Here is a 19,338-nt window from a genome sequence, read left to right on the forward strand (position 1 = left end):
GGCCACGGGATCACCCGTGGACCGCCCGCGTCCGGGAGCTCTACTTCTTCTTCGCCGCCCTGCGCTGCTCTCGGTTCTGCGGCGCGGGGGCCTGCGGGGCGGCCTCATCGGCTGCCTGGCCGAAGGCGCCGCGGGCGCCGCCCTGCTGGCGTGCGCGATCGGTCTGCGTCTTCTGCACCTGGCCGCGGTCGTTGCGCACCTCGACGTCGCCGTCCTCGCTGGGGGCGGAGTACTCGAGCTTCTGCTCGGCGGGAGCCTCGACGAGGCCCTTCGCCTCGACCTGCGGCTCCGTCTGGTCGCCGTCGCCGGCCTTGCGGACCTCGACCTCGAGGTTGAAGAGGTAGCCGACGGCCTCCTCCTTGATCTGGCCCATCATCGCCTGGAACATCGAGTAGCCCTCGCGCTGGTACTCGATGAGCGGGTCTCGCTGCGCCATGGCGCGCAGGCCGATGCCGTCCTTGAGGTAGTCCATCTCGTAGAGGTGGTCGCGCCAGCGGCGGTCGAGCACCTGCAGCACGACGCGGCGCTCGAGCTCGCGGACGGCCTTCTCGCCCAGCTGCTCCTCGCGGCGGGCGTAGGCGATCGTCGCGTCGCTGAGCAGCTCGCGGCGCAGGCCGTCCGCGGTGATGCCGCCACGGCGCTCGCCTGCCTCCGCGACGACCTCGTCGATCGTCACCCCCACGGGGTACAGCGTCTTCAGCTCGGTCCAGAGCGCGTCGAAGTCCCAGCTCTCGTTGTGACCGCCCGACGTGTGATCGTCGACGATGGCGCTGATGGCGTCCTCGATGAAGTGCTCGACGCGGTCCTTGATGTCGTCGCCGTGCAGGATGGTGCGCCGGTCGGCGTAGATCGCCTCGCGCTGGCGGTTGAGGACGTCGTCGTACTTGAGGACGTTCTTGCGCGCCTCGGCGTTGCGACCCTCGACGGCGGCCTGCGCGTTCTTGATGAGGCGCGAGACGAGCTTCGACTCGATCGCGACGTCGTCGGGGAAGTCGGTGCGCGAGAGCAGCGCGTCGGCGGGGCCCGACTGGAAGCGGCGCATGAGGTCGTCCGTGAGGCTCAAGTAGAAGCGGCTCTCGCCGGGATCGCCCTGACGGCCCGAGCGTCCGCGCAGCTGGTTGTCGATGCGGCGCGACTCGTGCCGCTCCGTGCCGAGCACGTAGAGGCCACCGGCCTCGCGCACGGTCGCCGCCTCCTCCTCGACGCGCGCCTTGACGGCCTCGAAAACGGCCGGCCACTCGGCCTCGTACTCGTCGGGGGTGTCGTCCGTGGAGAGGCCCTTCGCCTTCATCTCCTGCACCGCGAGGAACTCGGCGTTGCCGCCGAGCATGATGTCGGTGCCGCGGCCGGCCATGTTGGTCGCGACCGTGACGGCGCCGAGCTGGCCGGCACGCGCGACGACCTCGGCCTCGCGCGCGTGGTTCTTCGCGTTGAGCACCTCGTGCTTGATGCCCTTCTTCGACAGCAGGCGCGAGAGGTACTCGCTCTTCTCGACGCTGACGGTGCCGACGAGGACGGGCTGGCCGTTCTCATGGCGCTCGGCGATGTCCTCCACGACCTGCGCGAACTTGCCCTGCTCGTTCTTGTAGACGAGGTCGGTCTGGTCCTTGCGGATCATGGGGCGGTTCGTCGGGATGGGGATGACCCCGAGCTGGTAGGTCGACATGAACTCGGCGGCCTCGGTCTCGGCGGTTCCCGTCATGCCGGAGAGCTTGTCGTAGAGGCGGAAGTAGTTCTGCAGCGTGACGGTCGCGAGCGTCTGGTTCTCGGCCTTGACGGGCACGCCCTCCTTGGCCTCGATGGCCTGGTGCATGCCCTCGTTGTAGCGGCGGCCGACGAGGATGCGGCCGGTGTGCTCGTCGACGATCATGACCTCGTCGTTCATGACGACGTAGTCGGTGTCGCGCTTGAAGAGCGCGTTGGCCTTGATGGAGTTGTTGAGGAACGAGATGAGCGGCGTGTTCGCCGACTCGTACAGGTTGTCGATGCCGAGGTAGTCCTCGACCTTCTCGATGCCCGCCTCGAGAACGCCGACCGTGCGCTTCTTGATGTCGACCTCGTAGTCGACGCCTTCTTCGAGGGTGCGGGCGATCTTCGCGAACTCGGCGAACCAGCGGTTGGCCTCGCCCGACGACGGGCCGGAGATGATGAGCGGGGTGCGCGCCTCGTCGATGAGGATGGAGTCGACCTCGTCGACGACGGCGAAGAAGTGGCCGCGCTGGACGAGGTCCTCCTTGCGCCAGGCCATGTTGTCGCGCAGGTAGTCGAAGCCGAACTCGTTGTTCGTGCCGTAGGTGATGTCCGCCGCGTACTGCTCGCGCCGCACCGCGGGCGTCTGCCCGGAGACGATGATGCCCGTCGTCATGCCGAGAGCGCGGTACACGCGGCCCATGAGCTCGGCCTGGTACGACGCGAGGAAGTCGTTGACCGTGACGACGTGGACGCCCTTGCCCGCGATCGCGTTGAGGTAGGTCGGGAAGGTCGCGACGAGGGTCTTGCCCTCACCCGTCTTCATCTCGGCGATGTTCCCGAGATGGAGGGCGGCGCCGCCCATGAGCTGGACGTCGTATGCGCGCATGCCGAGGGTGCGCTTGGCCGCTTCGCGCACCGCGGCGAACGCCTCCGGCATGAGCTGGTCGAGCGTCTCGCCGCCCTCGTGGCGGGCGCGCAGCTCCGCGGTCTCGCCGCGGAGCTCCTCGTCCGTGAGGTTCGCGTAGTCCTCTTCGAGGGCGTTCACGGCGGTGACGACCCGCTGCAGCTGACGGCGCACGCGTCCCTCGCCGGCACGGAGCAGCTTCTCGAACGGATTGGCCACGTATCACTCCTCGATCGGGTGCCGCATCCCGGACGGATGGGCTCGGTCGCCCCGGTGGGCGACGGGCATACCTGCCCATGTTATCCGCCCGTGACAATGGATCAGCCGACACCCGGCCGATCGGAGGAATGGAAGGACACCGCGGACAGCGGCCCCGGATTGTCCGGTGGCGCCGCCTCCCACATCTCCAGGCGGTCGCCACTGACGACGAGTCGGATGATCGCACCCTCCTCCACCCCGTCGGCGAGGTCCGCGCGGATCTCCCCCGCGAGCCCGCGCAGCACCCCGTCGTCGAACACGTGGTCGCCGGAGTGCAGCTCACCGTGGCCGTCTGCGCAGCGGGCGAGCGTGCGGACACCGCGATCGACGAGCGAAAGGCACTGCTCGCCGTTGGCCTCGACGACCCACACGTCGAGGTCGCCGAGTTCGAACAGGCGGAGGTCACGCGCCTCCTGCGGTGCCCACTCCGGCCGATCCGGTCCGACGACGGCTTCGGCGGCGAGGAGCGGGCGGGGCGCACCGTTCTCGGCGACGACGAGTCCTGCCGAGAAGCAGCCGACGATCACGGCGAGCGCGACGCCCGTGTTCCGCAACCTCCTGCGAGCCGTCGTCATCACGAGGTGCGTCCCTCCGCGCCGTCGAGCCATACCTCGATGCGGTCGCCCACGAGGAGGAACCGCACGCGCGTGCCATCCGGGAGGTCGTCGACTTCGGGCCCGTCCAGAGCGACGTCCCCATCCCTCGCGCCGACGGGACGGACCACTCCGACGATCTCGAGGGGGAAGCCGCCTCCGCCGGCTCGGCATACCCCGTGCTCCGGCTCGAAGGAGCCGCCGCTGTCCTCGCCGGCGAGGAGACAGCTCACCGCCGACTCCGCCGGTGCGCCGGCGTCCGTTCCGACGGCGAGCTCGAGCGAGGCGAAGGCGGGGTAGGCCTCGACGACGGCCGCGCCCTCTTCGGACGTGCGCATCGGAAGTTCGATTCCGTCGACGGCGCGGTCCGCGGAGAGCTCGGCGAGCGGTCGTGGTCTCGCGGCGTGGGAGGCCGACAATCCTGCGGCGAACGCGAGAACGCCGAGCATGCCGAGCGCGACAGCGCCCCACCCGAGGGGCAGCCCGCGCCGAGCGGGCGCCGCGGGCTCTGAAAGCGCGTCGTCCGTGGACACCCGCTCGATGCTCTCGGCCGGCGCGCGATCAGGTCCGCCCTTCTCTCCTGTGGCCGGCTCCGCATCCACCACCGGAGCGGACATGCGACGCCCTTCCAGTTCCGCGAGTCTCACGAGCGCTGCCTCATCGGCTGCGAGGCCGGCGTCGCGCCCGTAGATCCGCCGGCGGAGCGCCGCGAGCTCCTCGTCGTCCCCCATGCCCCGACCCTACGGCTGCTCGGCGCCGGACTCCGCTCGCGCCACGAGGCTCTCACGGAGCGCGCCCCGTTCCCTCGACCTCGAGAGACCGTCCGCGCCGCCCTGCGAGGATGGCGGGAGCGGAAGGGGCGGGCGGATGACCGATGGCACGCGGATCGCGGCGGTGGCGGGAGCGAGCGGCTTCGTCGGCACGGCTCTCGTCGAGGCGCTCCGCGCGGACGGGTGGACGGTGCGCACGATCGGCCGCACGGGGCCGGCCCGCTGGGACGACCCGGCGACCGTCGCGTCCGCCGTCGACGGGGCAGAGCTGCTCGTGAACCTCGCGGGGAAGTCGGTCGACTGCCGCTACACCGATGCGAACCGCGACGAGGTGTACCGCTCGCGCATCGAGACGACGCGGGCACTCCACGCCGCCGTCGCTGCCGCCGAGCGGCCGCCGCGGATCTGGATGAACGCGAGCACGGCGACGATCTACCGGCACGCCGTCGACCGGCCGCAGACCGAGGCGCACGGCGAGCTCGGCACCGGCTTCTCCGTCGACGTCGCACGGGACTGGGAGTCCGCCCTGTTCGACGGCCGGCTGCCCGGCACGCGCCGCGTCGCGTTGCGGATGGCGATCGTCCTGGGCGACGGACCCGCGACGCGCATGCTCGCGACCCTCGCGCGCACGGGACTCGGCGGACCGCAGCTCGACGGATGGTGGTTCGCGCACCGCAGGTACCGAGGCATCGGACCGACCCCCTCGGGCGACGGCCGGCCGCCCCGCCACCGCACGGGCGGACGGCAGCGTTTCAGCTGGATCCACATCGACGACGTGATCGGGGCGATCCGCTTCCTCATCGAGCACGACGACATCGAGGGCGCCGTGAACCTCGCCTCTCCGAATCCGAGCGACAACGGGGCCGTCATGGCGACGCTCCGTCGGATCGTGCGCATGCCGGCCGGCCTGCCGGCGCCGCGCTTCCTCCTCGAGCCCGCGATGTGGATGCTCCGCACGGAGCCCGAGCTCGTCCTGAAGAGCCGGTGGGCGGTCCCCGAGCGCCTCGCCGCTGCGGGCTTCCGATTCGCCCGACCCGACCTCGAGCCCGCGCTGCGCGACGCGCTCGGCCGCTGACTGCACCCGCCGCCCTGCCTGTCAAGGGTGTCGGGCGGACCTTCCGCGAGTGCTTATCATTCGGACAGGAGCCGTTCACGCGCATCCCCACCGGGTTCCCGGCGCGCATGCTCCCGCAACCGTCCCGACGGCCCCGATGGCCGTGAGTAGATCCGAGGTGATCGATGACCCTTCTGGGCACCCCTCCGCTCCCGTCCGCGCACGACGCGGCACCGCTCGCCGACGAGACCCGATTGAGGGACGGCATCCCGCATCTCGTCGAGGAGATCGCTCCGGAGGAGGCCCGGGAGGCCGATCTGCTCGCCCTGGCCGACGTGCTGGAGCACGCGGGCCTCCGTCCGCTGCTGCTCCGGCGCACGAGCGGGCTCCCCGCTCTGGCGCTCTTCGCCGAGGACAGGGAGACCGCCCTCACCGCCCTCGCCGCCGCCGGCGGACCGTGGGCGGCGGCGCGCACCGCCGCCTCCCCCGCGCTGCCGATCGCGACGGCCGCCGACATCCCGTTCGACGACGGCGCGGCGATCGTCTTCCGCCCGCGCGTCGTCCCCTCCGGGTCGCTCGCCTACGGCGCCGACGCCGGCGTGCGCCTGGAGTTCTGGCGCCGCGACGGCGACGTGGTCCACGCGCCGCGCCGCAATGCCCTCACCCGGCGCGTCATCGCCGCAGACGACCTCGTGTTCGTCACGGTCTCGCGCTACGGCCGCGCATGGCGCACCCTCGACGGGATGTTCACGCCCGGACCGCACGAGGTGACCTTCGACGTCGACATCGTGTTCTCCTGGGTGGACGGGTCGTCCAACGCGTTCCAGCGCGAACGCGCCAAGCGCATGAACGCGTACGTCGTCGGCGACGGCGACGAGCACGCCGCCCGCTACCGCCAGGTCGACGAGCTGCGGTACGCGCTGCGCAGCGTCCACCTGTTCGCCCCGTGGGTGCGGCGCATCTTCATCGCCACCGACAGCCCCGCGCCGCACTGGCTCGCCGACCATCCGCGGGTGACGATCGTGCGCAGCGAGGAGTTCTTCGCCGACACGTCGGTGCTGCCGACCCACAACTCGCACGCGGTCGAGGCGCAGCTGCACCGCATCCCCGGCATCGCCGAGCACTTCCTCTATTCCAACGACGACATGTTCTTCGGCCGTCCCGTGCGCCCCGAGCTGTTCTTCACGCCGGCGGGTGTCACGACGTTCGTCGAATCCGGCGTGCGGATCGGCGTGGGACCGACCCGGCCGGAGCGCAGCGGCCACGACAACGCCGCGCGCGTCAACCGCGCGCTCCTGGAGGAGCGCTTCGGCCGCGTCATCACCCGCGACCTGCAGCACTGCGCGACACCGCACCGCCGCGACGTCATGTTCGAGCTGGAGCGCGAGTTCCCCGAGGAATTCGCGCGCACGACGGCCGCGCGGTTCCGCAGCGCGACCGACATCTCGGTGACGAACTCGCTGTACCACTACTACGCGGCCTTCACGGGCCGGGCGCTCGCGACGACGAAGCCCCGCACGCGCTACATCCAGACGACGCTGCGCGACGCGCCGGCCCGGATGGGGCGGCTGCTCGCGCGACGCGACGCCGACATGTTCTGCCTCAACGACGGCAGCGTCCCGGAGCTGCCGGAGGACGTGCGCGAGCGGCTCGTGCGCGAGACCCTCGATGCGTACTTCCCCGTCCGCGCACCGTGGGAGCGCGGCTGAGATCAGCCCGCGACGCGCTCCACGGCGAACGCCTCGGCGCTCAGCGACCGCGACGACGGGGGGATGACCACGCCCGCCTCCTGCAGGCGGCGCGCCGTCTCGGCGGCGGAGATCGTCTCCGCCGCCGGCGCGTCGACGAACGGCACCACCGAGTGCACGACGGTCTCGTCGTAGACGTGCACGAGGTTGTACGACTGCCCGCCGTCGCGCGGGCGCATCCCGCCGTCGGCCACGCCGAGATCCTGCGTGTAGCAGGACGACGACGCCACCGACACGGGCACGCCGGCGAAGAGCGCCGTCGAGGAGAAGTGGATGTGCCCGGCCAGGACGGCGCGCACGTCGCTCCCCCGGATCACGTCGGCGAGAGCCTGCTGGTCGCGCAGCTCGACGACCGTCGCGAGCTCGAGCACGCACGGGATGGGCGGATGGTGCATCGCGAGGATGGTCCCGTGCCGGGCCGGGACGGCCAGCTCGCGCGCGAGCCAGGACAGCTGCCCCGCGCTCAACTCGCCGTGGTGCGCACCCGGGACCGAGGTGTCGAGCACGATGAGCCGGAGCCCGTCGATGTCGTGCACGGCGTCGACCGGACCCGCGCCCTCCGCCCCCAGGAGCCCGCGACGGAACGCGTCGCGGCGGTCGTGGTTTCCCATCACCCACACGACGCGCGCACCCAGTCGCGCGGCCGCCGGATCGACCACGTCGCGCAGCGCGGCATAGGCCGCGTCCTCGCCGAGGTCCGCCAGATCGCCCGTGAAGACGAGTGCGTCGGGTCTGGCTCCCGACGCCTCGATCTCGTCGAGGATGCGCCGGACGTTGCGCACCGCGTCGACGGCGAAGACCCCTCCTTCCGAGCGCACGTGGGTGTCGCTCAGGTGGACGAGCAGATGGCTGGGTCGTGCGTACTCGGAGATCCGCGGCGCAGCTGACGGGACGGCCATGCCGCGATGGTAGCCACCGCGGGTGAACGGATGGCGACACGCTCCCGGAGCGTCGCGACACGCCCTGCGGCCCCGATCGCGGGGTGCGCGCCGACGGCCCCCTACGCTCGATATGCATACGCGGCAAGCATTTCGCCGCGCGGAGGAGGTGCGGATGCGGGTCAGGGAGGCGCTGCTGGCCATCCTCGCGCAGGGCCCGTGCTACGGGTACCAGCTGCGCACCGAGTACGCCCGGCGCACGGGAGGGACGCGCCTGCTCAACGTCGGACAGGTGTACCACACGCTCGAGCGGCTCGAGCGAGACGGCCTCGTCGACCGCGACGACCCCGACGAGCTCGGACATGTCTTCTGGGCGCTCACCGACCGGGGCGCAGACGCCGCGCGCGCCGGCCTCCTCGCGCCGTCCGACCCGGCCGACCGCTCGGCGCTGCCCGTGAAGATCGCGCTCGCCGCCTCGCTCCCCGGGGTGGACCTCGACGAGATCGTCGATGCCGAGCGCACCGCCGTCGCGGCGCGCATCGCAGGGCTCCGCGCCGATCTCGAGGCGGAGCCGGCGGACGCGGCCCTGGCGACGGTGGCGGGCGGCCTGCTGGCCGGCGCCGAGGCCGATGCGCGCTGGCTCGACGAGACCGCGCGACTGCTCGGCGCCGTGCCCCCGCACCTCCGCGCCGTTCCCCTCTCGGACGAGCGTCCGCGTCGCGGCCGGCCGCCACGCGCGGACGCCGCCGCCTGAGCGTGCGTCCGGCGCTCGCTGTGAGCGCACCGCGACCCGGCAATGGCGCCGCCGGCGCGTCATAGGATCGTCACCATGGCAGGTTTCTGGGGTCGACGCAGCCGGGAAGAGCGGGAACGTCAGGAGGCGGCCGACGACGACCTCGCCCGCCGCGCGCGGACGGCCCTCGTCACGGCCGACGAACGCATCCGCGCGACGGGAGACGAGCTCGTCTTCGCCGCCGCCGAGCTCGGAGACGGCCCGACGACCGACCTGCGCGAGGGGCTCGCGGCCGTCAAGCAGCACATGGCCGAGGCCTTCCACCTCCACCAGCTGAACCACGACGACATCCCGGACACCCCGGAGGAGCTGCGCACGCGCAACGCCCGCATCGTGCAGCTGTGCGACTGGGCGGAGGACGTGCTCGACGAGCGCACCGCGGCCCTGAAGGAGCGCATCGCGCTCGTGCGGCAGGCCCCGGAGATCCTCGCGGGCGTGCGGGCGGACGTCGAGCGCCTGCGCGGGCGGCTGCCGCAGGCGCGGGAGACCGTCGCGCGCCTCTCCCGCCACTACAGCGCCGAGGCGCTCCAGCGCGTGCGCGTGAACGCCGACGAGACGGATCAGCTGCTCGACTTCGCCCTGCACTCCGCCGACGTGTCCGAGCGGCGCCGGGAGGCGCGGCGCACGGAGGAGGCGAACCTCGCACTCGAGACGGCGACCGAGGCCGTGCGGCGGGCGACGACCATCCTCGACGGGATCGACGACTTCGAGATCGAGGCGATGCGCGCGCAGTCGACCCTCGCCGACGTCGTCGCCGATTCGCGCGGCGATCTCGTCGTCGCGCGATCGGCTCCGCAGACGCCCGCTGTGACAGCGGCCGCGGCGGCGCTCGAGTCGGCGCTCGTCGCGCTGCCCGCGCCGGGCACGCCGTCCGACCCCTTCACGGCGCTCGCCGAGCTGTCCGAGGCGAACGCCGCCCTCGACGCCGCCGTCGCCAAGGCGCGCGAGCGCGCGGCGAACCCGGTCCCGTCCGTCGAGCACGTGCGTCACGACATCGACGCCGCCGATCGCGCCATCGGCGTCGCGAGCGGACTCATCAACGGCCACCGCGGATGGATCGGCGCCGACGCGCGCACACGGTTCGCCGAGGCTCAGCGCCTGCGCCTCGACATCGACCCCCTGGTCGCCTCCGAGGACACGCGCGAGCGCGCCCAGCAGCTCGCCCGACGCACGGCGCAGCTCGCACACGAGGCGCTGCAGCTGGCGCAGCGCGACATCGACTCCTCGCGCCCCGACGACGACGACTGGGGATCCTGGGGCGGCGGTCAGCGCCGCGGCCCCGGTGGGGGCATGGGGGGCGGGATGGGCGGCGGCGGCCTCCTCGGCCCCGTGCTGGGCGGCGTGCTCCTGGGCGGCCTGATCGGCGACATCTTCGACTGAGCGGACGCGGCGACGCCCCCGGACCCTCACGGGTTCCGGGGGCGTCGCCGTCAGCCGGTCACGACACCAGCGCGTCCTCCGCGAGCGGCGCGGCCTGCGTCGACAGCGCGATCACACCGTAGTCCCATCCCCTGCGGCGGTACACGACGCTCGGGTGGTCGGTGCGCGCGTTGATGAATAGGAAGAAGTCGTGGCCAACGAGCTCCATGCGGTCGACGGCCTCCTCGACCGTCATCCACTCCGGCTCGAACGACTTGGTGCGGATGACGACGGGCGTGTACGCCTCGTCCTCCTCCGCCTCCGTCAGCACGGGGACCGCCCCCGTGGCGACCGCCTGCAGCGTCTCGACGGCGGCGGGCTGCACGTCGAGCCCCTCCAGCTCCCCCGTCTCCTTCGCGAAGCGCGCCGTGCGGGGGTGCACGCGGCCGCTCACCTTCTTGTCCTTCGCCCGGCGGATCTGCTCCGTGAGCTTCTCGAACGCGAGGTCGAACGCGACGAACTTGTCGCCGTCGTGCGCCTCCGCCCGGATGACGGGCCCCTTCCAGAAGATCGTCAGCTCGACCGACTCCTCCTCGAGTCGTCCGGCCCTGTGGGCGTGGTGCGTCACCTTCACCTCGAGACGCTGGGCACGCGGCGCGAGCGTCGCGATGCGCTCGCTCTTCTCTTCCACCACGGAGCGGAAGCGGTCCGAGATGCTGACCCCCACGCCGACGATGTTCGTGTCCATTTCTGCCTCCCTATCCGGTCCGACCGGTGTGAGCGGCGGACCATCGGTCGCCTTCGGTGTCCCCACCGTAGCCCTGCTCCGGCAGAGTGTCACGAACTATTTGCCGGCGATTCACCGTGGCGCGTTCGCGAGGGGAGAACACGCGGTGTGGCCGCGAGCGCGACGGCACCGACGACCTCGCAGCCCGCGTCGCGCAGCGCGCGGCACGCCTCCCTGAGCGTCGCCCCCGTCGTCACGACATCGTCGACGACGACGACCGCACGTCCGCGAGGCGGCCGCCTCGCCCGCAGCGCACCGGCGAGGTTCGCCTCGCGGGCGGCGATGTCGAGACCGCGCTGATCGGCGGTCGTGCGCCGCCACCCGAGCGCCCGCGTGGGGGCGACGCCGGCGTGGTGCAGCAGCAGCTCGACCGGGCGGTAGCCGCGCCGCCTCGCCGATGCCGCGGTCGGCGGGACGGGGACCGCCTCGACGAACCGTCCCGCGTCGACCGCCGTCGCCGCGAGCACGACGCGCAGGGCGGGAGCAAGCTCGCGTGCGAGACCCGTGCGCGCGTGCTCCTTGTAAGCCCGAACGACACGCGGCACGGCGCCCGAGAACTCCAGTCCCGCGCGCACGGCGAGGTCGTCGTCGAGCGGGCGGGACACGGGCGCGGGCACGAGGCGTCCGCGGCACGACGCGCAGAGGACGCGTCCCGGTGCGCCGCAGCCGGCGCAGTCCACCGGCAGGATGAGCGCCGCGGCGTCGAGGAGGGCGGTGCGGAAGCCCGCCGGCAGGGTCGTCATCCCGACAGGATGGCCGGGTCCCGTCCGCGCGCGGCGCGCGCTCCACCGTGCGGTCTCCGACACGCCGCGAGCGGGGCCCTGTGCACGCTCAGTCGGGGAGGCCGATCTGCGTCGCGAGCACCTTCACGCCGCTCGCCGAGGTCGTCGGATTCGTCCCGCCGCGGAGGACGACGAGGTCACCGCCGTTCGTGAGCATGCGCACCGTGGTGTCCTGGTTGCCTGCCGCGATCGCGACGACGCCGAGCGGCGCAGTCGCCGTCGTCTGCGGCGCGCCGATGGGCTGCGAGATGAGCTGCGCGCTCGCGCTGCCTCCCGCCGCGATCCCGATGGTGCCGTCGTCGATCCACGCCAGGTCGATGCCGGAGAGCCGCAGCTGCGCGAGGCGCACGGGCGCGCCCACCGACAGCGGCCTGCCGTCGAAGTCGCGCTCGATCGCCGACACGACGGCCCACTCCTGGCCCCCGATCGTCACGAGCGCCGCGATGCGGGAGCCGTCGCGCGAGATGTCGACGGACTTCACGGCCGACACGTCCGCCCATCCGCCCGAGAGCGCGATGGGGGTGAGATCGGCGTCCCATGCCGTGAGCGACGCGGGGTCGCCCGGGCGCACCGTCCACGTGAACCCGAAGCGATCGAGCGCCGGCGCGACGGAGCGCGCCCCCACCTGCACCTCGTCGGGGCTCTCCTCCGTGACGCGCCACACGCTGCCGTCCTCGAGCCCCAGCACGGCCACGTCCTCCTGGGGGGACAACGAGATCGAGCGGATCTCCTCGGGGAAGTCGACGAGGATCCCGCTGAGCCCCTCGATCGGCGACAGCTCGCCTCCGGCGAGATGGCCGAAGCCGTCGTCCGTCAGCACGAGCGGAGTCGAGTTGATGCGCGTCGACACGGTCGGGGCCGCATCCACGTCGGCCGCCTGCCCGTCGATGGTCAGCTGCACCGACCGCACCTCGGTCGCGGCGAGGCTCTGCTCGAGCTGCGCCCGCATGCGGCCCAGGGTCTCGTCGTCCGCACCCGCCGCGCCCGTGATCTCGACGGCCGCGACGCGGTCGGCGTCGACGGGCACCGTGCCGCGCGACAGCTGCATGTCGGCGCCGAAGGCCGTCTCGACGGCGGGGGCCAGCCACTCGCTGGGGGCGCCCTCGACGAGCTCCTGCACGATGCGCGTCGCCGCGTTCTGCAGATTCGGGAACCACCGGGAGTCGGGGACGAGCGCCGTCCACGTCGCGTCGAAGTAGTAGAGGTCGTGCGGGGAGTAGAGCTCGAGGAAGTACGCGCTGTCGAGCACGATGCCGTCCGGCGCGGAGGTGATGCGCCACTCCCCCGCCTCGTCGCGGGCGAGCTCGAACGAGAGCGCCGTCGACGAGCCCTCGTCGGCCGATCGGTACCGCCCGTCCGCGTCGACCGTCGCCCGCGTGTGCACCTGGGCGGTGAGGGTCGCGGTCTCCGTACCCCCTTCCGCCTCGTCGTCAGGGGTCTCCTCCGGCTCCCCCTCGCCCTCCCCCGCCGGATCCTGCTCGAGTCCGGGGATGTCGCGATCGTCGGTGGCGTCGATCGTGATGCCCGCGGCGGGGTCCCACGTCTCGGCGAGGTCGCCCTCGAGGAACTCGCGCGCCGTCGCCCAGTTCTGCTCGGGTGAGATGGACGCCTTCAGGAAGCCGTCCACGATCTCGGCGGGCGACCATCCGGGCCTCGGCTCGTCGGCCGCGTAGCGCACCGTCGTCGTGTCGTCGACGGCGTCGCCGGGAGCGTTGCCGACGGACACCGGCCCCGTCGTGGGCAGCCCGGAGCAGCCGGCGAGGGCGAGAACCACGGCGAGCGCGGACGCGGCGACCCGGTGTCGGGCGCGGGTGGCGGTCATGCTCCCTCCCTCTCGTCGTCGGTGCGGATGGGCTGGGTGAGGCCGAACGCCTCGGTGGCCGGCTCGTGGGGCTCCACGGGGATGGGCGAGCGCTCGACGACGGCTCCCGGCGCGCGCGGCACGGTGAGGACGAAATGCGAGCCCGCCCCCGGCTCCGACCACACCGCGAGCGTGCCCCCGTGGAGTTTCGCGTCTCCGAGTGCGATCGCGAGACCGAGCCCGGTGCCCCCGAGGGTCCGCTTGCGAGACGGGTCGGCGCGCCAGAACCGGTCGAACACCCGCTCCGTCTGCTCGCGCGTCATCCCCAGCCCGTAGTCGCGCACGCCGATGGCGACGGCACGGGCGTCGCTGTCGACTGTGAGGACGATGGGGCGGGCCTCGCCGTGCTCGATCGCGTTCCCGACGAGGTTGCGGAGCACCCGGCGCACACGACGAGGGTCCACGTCGACGGGGGAATAGCCGCCGGGGGCGACGACGCGCAGCTCGCTGCCGTGCTGCGCGGCGACCTGGCGCATGGAGTCGGCGACGTCCTCGGCGAGCTGGGCGAGGTTCGTGGGCTCGAGCTCGAGCTGCACCGATCCGGCGTCGTAGCGGCTGATCTCGAGCAGGTCCGTCAGCAGCTGCTCGAAGCGCGCGACCTGCGTGTGCAGGAGCTCGGCGGCCCTCGCCGTCGACTCGTCGAAGTCGTCGCGCCGATCGTTCAGCATCTCCGACGCGAGGCGGATGGTCGTGAGCGGCGTGCGCAGCTCGTGCGAGACGTCCGAGACGAAGCGCTGCTGCACCTGCGAGAGCTCGGCGAGCTCCGTGATCTGCGACTCGATGCTGTCGGCCATCGCGTTGAACGACCGCCCGAGCGTGGCCAGCTCGTCCTTGCCGCGCACGGGGAGGCGCGCGTCGAGATCGCCCGCGGCGAACCGCGCGCTCGTCTGGCTCGCCTCGATGAGGGGCTGCGCCACCGTGCGCAGCACGACCCACGAGATGGCCGCGACGATGACCACGAGCACGATGCCCGTGACCCACAGCGTGCCCTGCACGAACCGGAGGGTCTGGTCCGCCTCCTCGAAGCTGTAGGCGAGGTACACCTCGTATGCGCCGGCGTTCTGCACGTCGAGGAGCTGGCCCACGACGATCCCCGGCACGGCGCGGTCGGCGCCGTCGAAGACGAGCGGCACGGACTGCCACCACTGGTACTGGTTGTCGGCCGAGCCGCGCACGCGGTCGCGCAGCCCCTCGCTCAGCACGGTGTCCCGGTTCTCCAGCTGGAACGTCGAGTCGGGCGGCGCGATCGCGGAGGGGGCGTCGTCGATGCGGAAGTAGGCGATGTAGCTCGTCCCGCTCTGCTGGTCGAGCCCCTGCTCCCTGGCCTCCACGAGAACCTGCTGCAGCGTCGCGGCGTTGGAGGCGACCTCCGCCGTGTCGAGCACGTCCTGCGCGGCCGAGACCGCCAGCTGCGCCTGGTCGAGCACCTGGTCCTTGCGCGCGGAGAACAGCTCGTTGTGGATGGCGAGGGCCGTCCACACGCACGCCACCGCGATCGCGAGGGCCGTGGCGGCGACGGTGATGAACGTCGTGCGGAAGCGCAGGGAGCTCGTCCACTGCGCACGGACCGCGGGGAGCCAGGAGGACGGCCGCCGCACCGAGATCCGCGGCGGGCCGGCGGCGGGGGCCATCCGCTCGCCTACAGCGCGGCGCCGGCGCGGTACCCGACCCCGCGGACGGTCATGACGATGCGCGGATTGTCGGGATCGATCTCGATCTTCGCCCGCAGACGCTGCACGTGGACGTTCACGAGGCGCGTGTCGGCCTTGTAGTGGTAGCCCCACACCTGCTCGAGCAGCGCCTCGCGCGAGAACACCTGCTGCGGCTTCGCGGCGAGCGCGACGAGCAGCTCGAACTCGAGCGGCGTGAGCGCGATCGGCGTCTGCCCCCGGCGCACCTCGTGGGCGGCGACGTCGATCGTCAGATCGCCCGCGCGCAGCACGTCGGCGGACGACTCCGGCGCGGGCCGCAGGCGGGTGCGGATGCGGGCCACGAGCTCCTTGGGGTTGAACGGCTTCACGATGTAGTCGTCGGCACCCGCCTCGAGCCCCGCGACGACGTCGGACGTGTCGGACCGCGCCGTCAGCATGATGACCGGGACGCCCGACTCCGCGCGGATCTCTGCGCAGATCTCGATGCCGTCCTTGCCGGGCAGCATGAGGTCGAGCAGCACGAGGTCGGGCCGCTCCTCCCGCCAGGCGTCGACGGCGAGCGCCCCGTCCGCGCAGAAGGCGGTGTCGAAGCCCTCCGTCCGCAGGACGATGCCGATCATCTCGGCGAGGGCCGTGTCGTCGTCGACGACGAGGATGCGGGCGCTCATGAGGTACCGGTCCTTTGCTGACAGTGCCGCGCGCGACGCGCGCGGGCGTACGGCTCACACGAGCCTAGACGACGTGGTCGGCGGGGCCGCGGCGACACGGGGCGCGGGGCGCGACGTGTGACACGATGAGGGGACGCGGGCGCTCCGGCGCCCGGTGACACCGCGGGTCGAGGGAGGATCGACGTGAGCGCTGACCAGACGTGGACGCCGGCACCGCGGGGCGGGCTCATCCCCCTGCATCCGCTCGGGTTCGGCACGATCCTCGGCTCGTCGTTCTCGGCGCTCCGGGGCAACCCCCGCGTGCTCCTCGGATTCGCGATGGTCGTGCAGCTCGTGTCGTCCCTCATTGCGATCGGCGTCATCGGCGCCGTCGCGTGGGCCGCGTTCTCCCGTCTCGACACGGTGCCGCCGAACACCGACGAGTACGACGCCATCCTGGACGGCTCCGCGCTGACGGTCGGCCTCGCGACCCTCGGCGTCAGCCTCCTCATGGGCGTCCTCGGCATCGCGGTGCAGGCGGTCGTCGTCGGAGAGGTCGCACACGCCGTTCTCGGCGAGCGGATGACCCTGGGCGGCATCTGGCAGCGAGTGCGGCCCGTGTTCTGGCGGCTGCTCGGCTACTACGCCCTCGTGACCGTCGCCGTCGCCGTCGTGATCGCGCTGCTCGTCGGCATCACCGTGGCCCTCGCGTTCGGCGAGCCGTGGTCGGCTGTGCTCTTCGGCGTGCTCGCCGTGCTGGGCGGCATCGTCCTCTACGCGTGGCTCGGCACGAAGCTCTTCCTGGTGTCCAGCGCGATCCTCCTCGAACGAGCCACGGTCGCCGGCGGCATCCGCCGGTCGTGGCAGCTGACGCACGGCCGCTTCTGGCCGACGTTCGGGATCATCGTGCTCGTCAACCTCATCATGAGCGCGGCGTCGTACGTCGTGGGCGTCCCGTTCTCGTTCCTCGGAGGGGCCGCGACGGCCGTCTTCGCGCCGACCGGCGAGTCGTCGGTGAGCGAGGTCATCGCGTTCGCGCTCACCGTCGCCGCGAGCCAGATCGCGACGCTCGTCGTGAGCTCCATCGCCGTCGTGGTCCAGGCGACATCCGCCGCGCTCGTCTACATCGACGCGCGCATGCGACGCGAGGGGCTCGATCTGCGGCTGCAGCGTCACCTCGAGCAGCGGGACGCCGGCTCGACCGCGCTCGACGATCCGTATGCCTTCGACCCTGCGGCCGTGCCTCCCGTCCGACCCGCGTGGGGACCGGGCGCCCCCTCCTCCGGCCAGGCAGCACCGTACGGGCAGGCGCCCTACGGCCAGGCTGCGTACGGACAGCCGGCGCCATACGGCCAGCCGGCGCCATACGGCCAGCCGGCGCCATACGGCCAGCCGGCGCCATACGGCCAGCCGGCGCCATACGGACAGGCGCCATACGGCCAGGCGCCATACGGCCAGGCGCCGTACGGACAGGCAGCACCGTACGGACAGGCACCGTACGGACAGCCGGCGCCATACGGACATGCGCCGAACGGACAGGCACCGTCCGCGAGGCCGGAGCCGCGGTACGGGCAGTACGCGCCGTCGTCCGACACCCCGGCGGCTCCCCCGGCGTCCGATCCCCTCGCCGCGCCGCCGGCCCCGCCCCGGCCAGCCGACGACCCCGGACGGCCGGACGGATCGGGAACGTCCGACGGCAGCGCATCCGACGGCAGCGCCGTCCCGTGAGGGTCGCCATCGGCGTCGCGCTCGCGTTCCTCCCCGACGGCGACGATGCCCGCGACTGGGCGGAGGACGAGCTGTCCGACCCCGTGTACGACGCCGCGCAGCCGAACCTCGTCGACCGCATCGCCCAGGCGATCGCCGACGTCGTCTCGGACATCCTCAACCCGCAGATCGACGGAGGATGGAGCCCCCTGCTCGCGACGGTCGTGATCGCCGTGGTCGCGCTGCTCGCCGTCGCCGCCTTCCTCATCTGGGGGCGACCGCGATCCGCTGGCCGAGCAGTCTCCGCCTCTGCGCTGCTCTTCGGCGACGACGCGCACCGCAGCGCCGCCGAGCTGCGCGCCGACGCGGCGCGCCATGCCGCCGCCGGCGCGTGGGACGCCGCGATCGCCGACGCGTTCCGCGCGCTCGCGCGCGGTCTGGAGGAGCGCGATCTGGTCGATCCCGCACCCGGCATGACGGCGCAGCGCTTCGCCGACCTGGCCGTCGAGCCGTTCCCCGGCCACGCCGCGGCGCTGCACGATGCCGCTGCCGCGTTCGACGACGTGCGGTACCTGCGCCGGCCGGGCGCGCGCGACACGTTCGACCGCATCGCGGCCCTCGACGCCGCGCTCGCCGCCACGCGGCCTGCGGTGCTCCGCGCCGAGGTGCGGATATGACGACGTCCGCATCGGCACCCGCACACCGGCGACGGCGGACGGCCGCGGGATGGCTCGCGATCGTCGCCGGGTTCGTCGTGTTCGGGCTGGTGCTCGTCGCGCTCGCGTCGCGGGAGTGGACGCCTCGCGACGCCTTCGACCCCGAGGGGCCAGGGCCCGACGGCAGCCTGGCTCTCGCCACCCTGCTCGCCGAGCGCGGGGGCATTCGCGTCGTCGTGGCCGAGGGCCTCGACGCCGCGCTCGCGGCAGGCGACGGCACCACCCTCGTCCTGGGGTCGACGGCGCCGCTCGCCGACGACGACGTCGAGGCCCTCGCGGCATCCGGCGCCGACGTCGTGCTCCTCGCTCCCACCTCGCGCGACCTGCGCCTGCTGTTCGGGTCCTCGTACGCGGCCTACGGAACGGGCGCGGCGGTCGCGCCTTCTTGCGACGTCGACGCGGCCGTCCCGGCGGGCGACGTCGCCCCCGGCGAGACCTACACGCGCGGCGATGCCGCCGACGCCTGCTACCCCGTCGGCGAAGGCTACGGCCTGCTGCGCGTGCAGACGGACGGAGGGTCGATCACGGCGCTCGACGCCGCCGCGCTGCTCGTCAACGAGCGCCTCGCCGAAGACGGCGCCGCGGCGCTCGGGCTCGGGCTCCTCGGCGCGCACGACGAGGTGGTGTGGTTCCTGCCCGGGCTCGACGACGCGACCGTGACGTCCGCACCCGACCTGGGCGACCTGACGCCCGGCTGGGTGACGCCCGTGCTCGTGCTCGCAGCGCTCACCGCCGTCGCCGCAGGGCTGTGGCGCGGCCGCCGCTTCGGTCCGCTCGTCGCCGAGGACCTTCCCGTGACGGTGCGGGCGAACGAGACGCTCGAGGGCCGGGCGCGCCTCTACGCGCGCGCCGCCGACGCGCATCACGCCGCCGCCCTCCTCCGGGCGGGCGCGAGCGAGCGGATGGCCGTGCGCCTCGGGCTGGCACGTCACGCGGGTCCGCGCGACGTGGCCGACGCAGCGGCCACCCGCCTGGGCGCGCCCCGCGAGACCGTGCGCGCCATCCTGCTCGCCGACCCCGCCTCCGATGCCGACCTCGTCGCCTCGGGCGAGCGGCTCCGAGACCTCGAGGCGGCCGTCGACGCCGCCGTCCGCACTGAAAGGAAACGACCGTGACCGAGACGACATCCGCCTCCGG

16 protein-coding genes are annotated in these 19,338 nt (G+C 73.0%); 7 read left to right on the top strand and 9 right to left on the bottom strand.

The features are described from left to right. Window positions 1-40: 40 nt before the first annotated feature. From secA to ACWGPF_RS05960, 3 genes are all read right to left on the bottom strand, one after another. On the bottom strand, window positions 41-2,815 hold the full coding sequence (gene secA / locus ACWGPF_RS05950) for a preprotein translocase subunit SecA (protein ID WP_452331947.1): 2,775 nt from the start codon (window positions 2,813-2,815) through the stop codon (window positions 41-43). 101 nt (window positions 2,816-2,916) lie between these two features. After that, complete coding sequence (locus ACWGPF_RS05955; protein ID WP_452331948.1) at window positions 2,917-3,429, bottom strand: hypothetical protein; 513 nt, start codon at window positions 3,427-3,429, stop codon at window positions 2,917-2,919. Further along, the gene (locus ACWGPF_RS05960; RefSeq protein ID WP_452331949.1) at window positions 3,429-4,178 is read right to left on the bottom strand and encodes a hypothetical protein; all 750 of its coding nucleotides are present in this window, start codon (window positions 4,176-4,178) and stop codon (window positions 3,429-3,431) included. Before ACWGPF_RS05960 ends, ACWGPF_RS05955 begins: the two co-directional genes overlap by 1 nt. Window positions 4,179-4,314: 136 nt before the next feature. On the opposite strand from ACWGPF_RS05960, the gene ACWGPF_RS05965 reads away from it, so the two are divergent. Next, window positions 4,315-5,292 (top strand): epimerase, encoded by a 978-nt coding sequence (locus tag ACWGPF_RS05965; RefSeq protein ID WP_452331950.1) that lies wholly within the window; start codon window positions 4,315-4,317, stop codon window positions 5,290-5,292. 164 nt (window positions 5,293-5,456) lie between these two features. Further along, entirely contained in the window at window positions 5,457-6,980 is a 1,524-nt protein-coding gene (locus tag ACWGPF_RS05970; protein WP_452331951.1) for a stealth family protein, read from the top strand. A 2-nt stretch (window positions 6,981-6,982) separates the two neighbouring features. Here ACWGPF_RS05970 and ACWGPF_RS05975 read toward each other — a convergent pair whose 3' ends face one another. Beyond that, on the bottom strand, window positions 6,983-7,918 hold the full coding sequence (locus tag ACWGPF_RS05975; protein ID WP_452331952.1) for a phosphodiesterase: 936 nt from the start codon (window positions 7,916-7,918) through the stop codon (window positions 6,983-6,985). A 154-nt stretch (window positions 7,919-8,072) separates the two neighbouring features. Between ACWGPF_RS05975 and ACWGPF_RS05980 the strand changes: the two genes are divergently transcribed. Together ACWGPF_RS05980 and ACWGPF_RS05985 are read left to right on the top strand one after the other, a co-directional pair. Further along, window positions 8,073-8,651: a PadR family transcriptional regulator gene (locus ACWGPF_RS05980; RefSeq protein ID WP_452331953.1), complete on the top strand. Its 579-nt coding sequence runs from the start codon at window positions 8,073-8,075 to the stop codon at window positions 8,649-8,651. A gap of 75 nt (window positions 8,652-8,726) precedes the next feature. Beyond that, complete coding sequence (locus tag ACWGPF_RS05985; RefSeq protein ID WP_452331954.1) at window positions 8,727-10,070, top strand: hypothetical protein; 1,344 nt, start codon at window positions 8,727-8,729, stop codon at window positions 10,068-10,070. Window positions 10,071-10,128: 58 nt separating this feature from the next. Here the strand turns inward: ACWGPF_RS05985 and hpf are convergent, their stop codons facing one another. The 5 genes from hpf to mtrA all read right to left on the bottom strand — a co-directional run bounded on the left by hpf (window position 10,129) and on the right by mtrA (window position 15,799). After that, complete coding sequence (gene hpf, locus ACWGPF_RS05990) at window positions 10,129-10,797, bottom strand: ribosome hibernation-promoting factor, HPF/YfiA family (protein ID WP_452331955.1); 669 nt, start codon at window positions 10,795-10,797, stop codon at window positions 10,129-10,131. 89 nt (window positions 10,798-10,886) lie between these two features. Next, window positions 10,887-11,579 (bottom strand): ComF family protein, encoded by a 693-nt coding sequence (locus ACWGPF_RS05995; protein ID WP_452331956.1) that lies wholly within the window; start codon window positions 11,577-11,579, stop codon window positions 10,887-10,889. An 88-nt stretch (window positions 11,580-11,667) separates the two neighbouring features. Then, window positions 11,668-13,440 (bottom strand): GerMN domain-containing protein, encoded by a 1,773-nt coding sequence (locus ACWGPF_RS06000; protein ID WP_452331957.1) that lies wholly within the window; start codon window positions 13,438-13,440, stop codon window positions 11,668-11,670. Then, the gene (gene mtrB / locus ACWGPF_RS06005; protein ID WP_452331958.1) at window positions 13,437-15,110 is read right to left on the bottom strand and encodes an MtrAB system histidine kinase MtrB; all 1,674 of its coding nucleotides are present in this window, start codon (window positions 15,108-15,110) and stop codon (window positions 13,437-13,439) included. The genes ACWGPF_RS06000 and mtrB overlap by 4 nt, the downstream gene beginning before the upstream one ends. 8 nt (window positions 15,111-15,118) lie before the next feature. Continuing rightward, a complete protein-coding gene (mtrA, locus tag ACWGPF_RS06010; RefSeq protein WP_345436781.1) occupies window positions 15,119-15,799 on the bottom strand; it encodes an MtrAB system response regulator MtrA in 681 nt (226 codons plus the stop codon). 183 nt (window positions 15,800-15,982) lie between these two features. On the opposite strand from mtrA, the gene ACWGPF_RS06015 reads away from it, so the two are divergent. From ACWGPF_RS06015 to ACWGPF_RS06025, 3 genes are read left to right on the top strand one after another with little or no spacing between them, the layout of a single operon-like run. Then, window positions 15,983-17,506 carry a glycerophosphoryl diester phosphodiesterase membrane domain-containing protein gene (locus tag ACWGPF_RS06015; protein WP_452331959.1) on the top strand — a complete coding sequence of 508 codons (1,524 nt, stop codon included), beginning with the start codon at window positions 15,983-15,985 and terminating at the stop codon, window positions 17,504-17,506. Then, a complete protein-coding gene (locus tag ACWGPF_RS06020) occupies window positions 17,503-18,162 on the top strand; it encodes a DUF4129 domain-containing protein (protein WP_452331960.1) in 660 nt (219 codons plus the stop codon). The genes ACWGPF_RS06015 and ACWGPF_RS06020 overlap by 4 nt, the downstream gene beginning before the upstream one ends. After that, window positions 18,159-19,316 (top strand): DUF4350 domain-containing protein, encoded by a 1,158-nt coding sequence (locus ACWGPF_RS06025; protein ID WP_452331961.1) that lies wholly within the window; start codon window positions 18,159-18,161, stop codon window positions 19,314-19,316. Before ACWGPF_RS06020 ends, ACWGPF_RS06025 begins: the two co-directional genes overlap by 4 nt. The last annotated feature ends 22 nt before the right edge of the window (window positions 19,317-19,338 follow it).

Source organism: Microbacterium sp. NPDC055683, from assembly GCF_053617895.1.

Excerpts from the sequence above, each read along its gene's own strand:
- ACWGPF_RS05970 (WP_452331951.1), top strand. The coding sequence starts at position 5,457 with ATGACCCTTCTGGGCACCCCTCCGCTCCCGTCCGCGCACGACGCGGCA.
- ACWGPF_RS06025 (WP_452331961.1), top strand. The coding sequence starts at position 18,159 with ATGACGACGTCCGCATCGGCACCCGCACACCGGCGACGGCGGACGGCC.
- ACWGPF_RS05985 (WP_452331954.1), top strand. The coding sequence starts at position 8,727 with ATGGCAGGTTTCTGGGGTCGACGCAGCCGGGAAGAGCGGGAACGTCAG.
- ACWGPF_RS05960 (WP_452331949.1), bottom strand. The coding sequence starts at position 4,178 with ATGGGGGACGACGAGGAGCTCGCGGCGCTCCGCCGGCGGATCTACGGG.
- ACWGPF_RS05995 (WP_452331956.1), bottom strand. The coding sequence starts at position 11,579 with ATGACGACCCTGCCGGCGGGCTTCCGCACCGCCCTCCTCGACGCCGCG.
- mtrA (WP_345436781.1), bottom strand. The coding sequence starts at position 15,799 with ATGAGCGCCCGCATCCTCGTCGTCGACGACGACACGGCCCTCGCCGAG.
- mtrB (WP_452331958.1), bottom strand. The coding sequence starts at position 15,110 with ATGGCCCCCGCCGCCGGCCCGCCGCGGATCTCGGTGCGGCGGCCGTCC.
- ACWGPF_RS05980 (WP_452331953.1), top strand. The coding sequence starts at position 8,073 with ATGCGGGTCAGGGAGGCGCTGCTGGCCATCCTCGCGCAGGGCCCGTGC.
- ACWGPF_RS06000 (WP_452331957.1), bottom strand. The coding sequence starts at position 13,440 with ATGACCGCCACCCGCGCCCGACACCGGGTCGCCGCGTCCGCGCTCGCC.
- ACWGPF_RS05955 (WP_452331948.1), bottom strand. The coding sequence starts at position 3,429 with ATGACGACGGCTCGCAGGAGGTTGCGGAACACGGGCGTCGCGCTCGCC.
- ACWGPF_RS05975 (WP_452331952.1), bottom strand. The coding sequence starts at position 7,918 with ATGGCCGTCCCGTCAGCTGCGCCGCGGATCTCCGAGTACGCACGACCC.
- ACWGPF_RS05965 (WP_452331950.1), top strand. The coding sequence starts at position 4,315 with ATGACCGATGGCACGCGGATCGCGGCGGTGGCGGGAGCGAGCGGCTTC.
- hpf (WP_452331955.1), bottom strand. The coding sequence starts at position 10,797 with ATGGACACGAACATCGTCGGCGTGGGGGTCAGCATCTCGGACCGCTTC.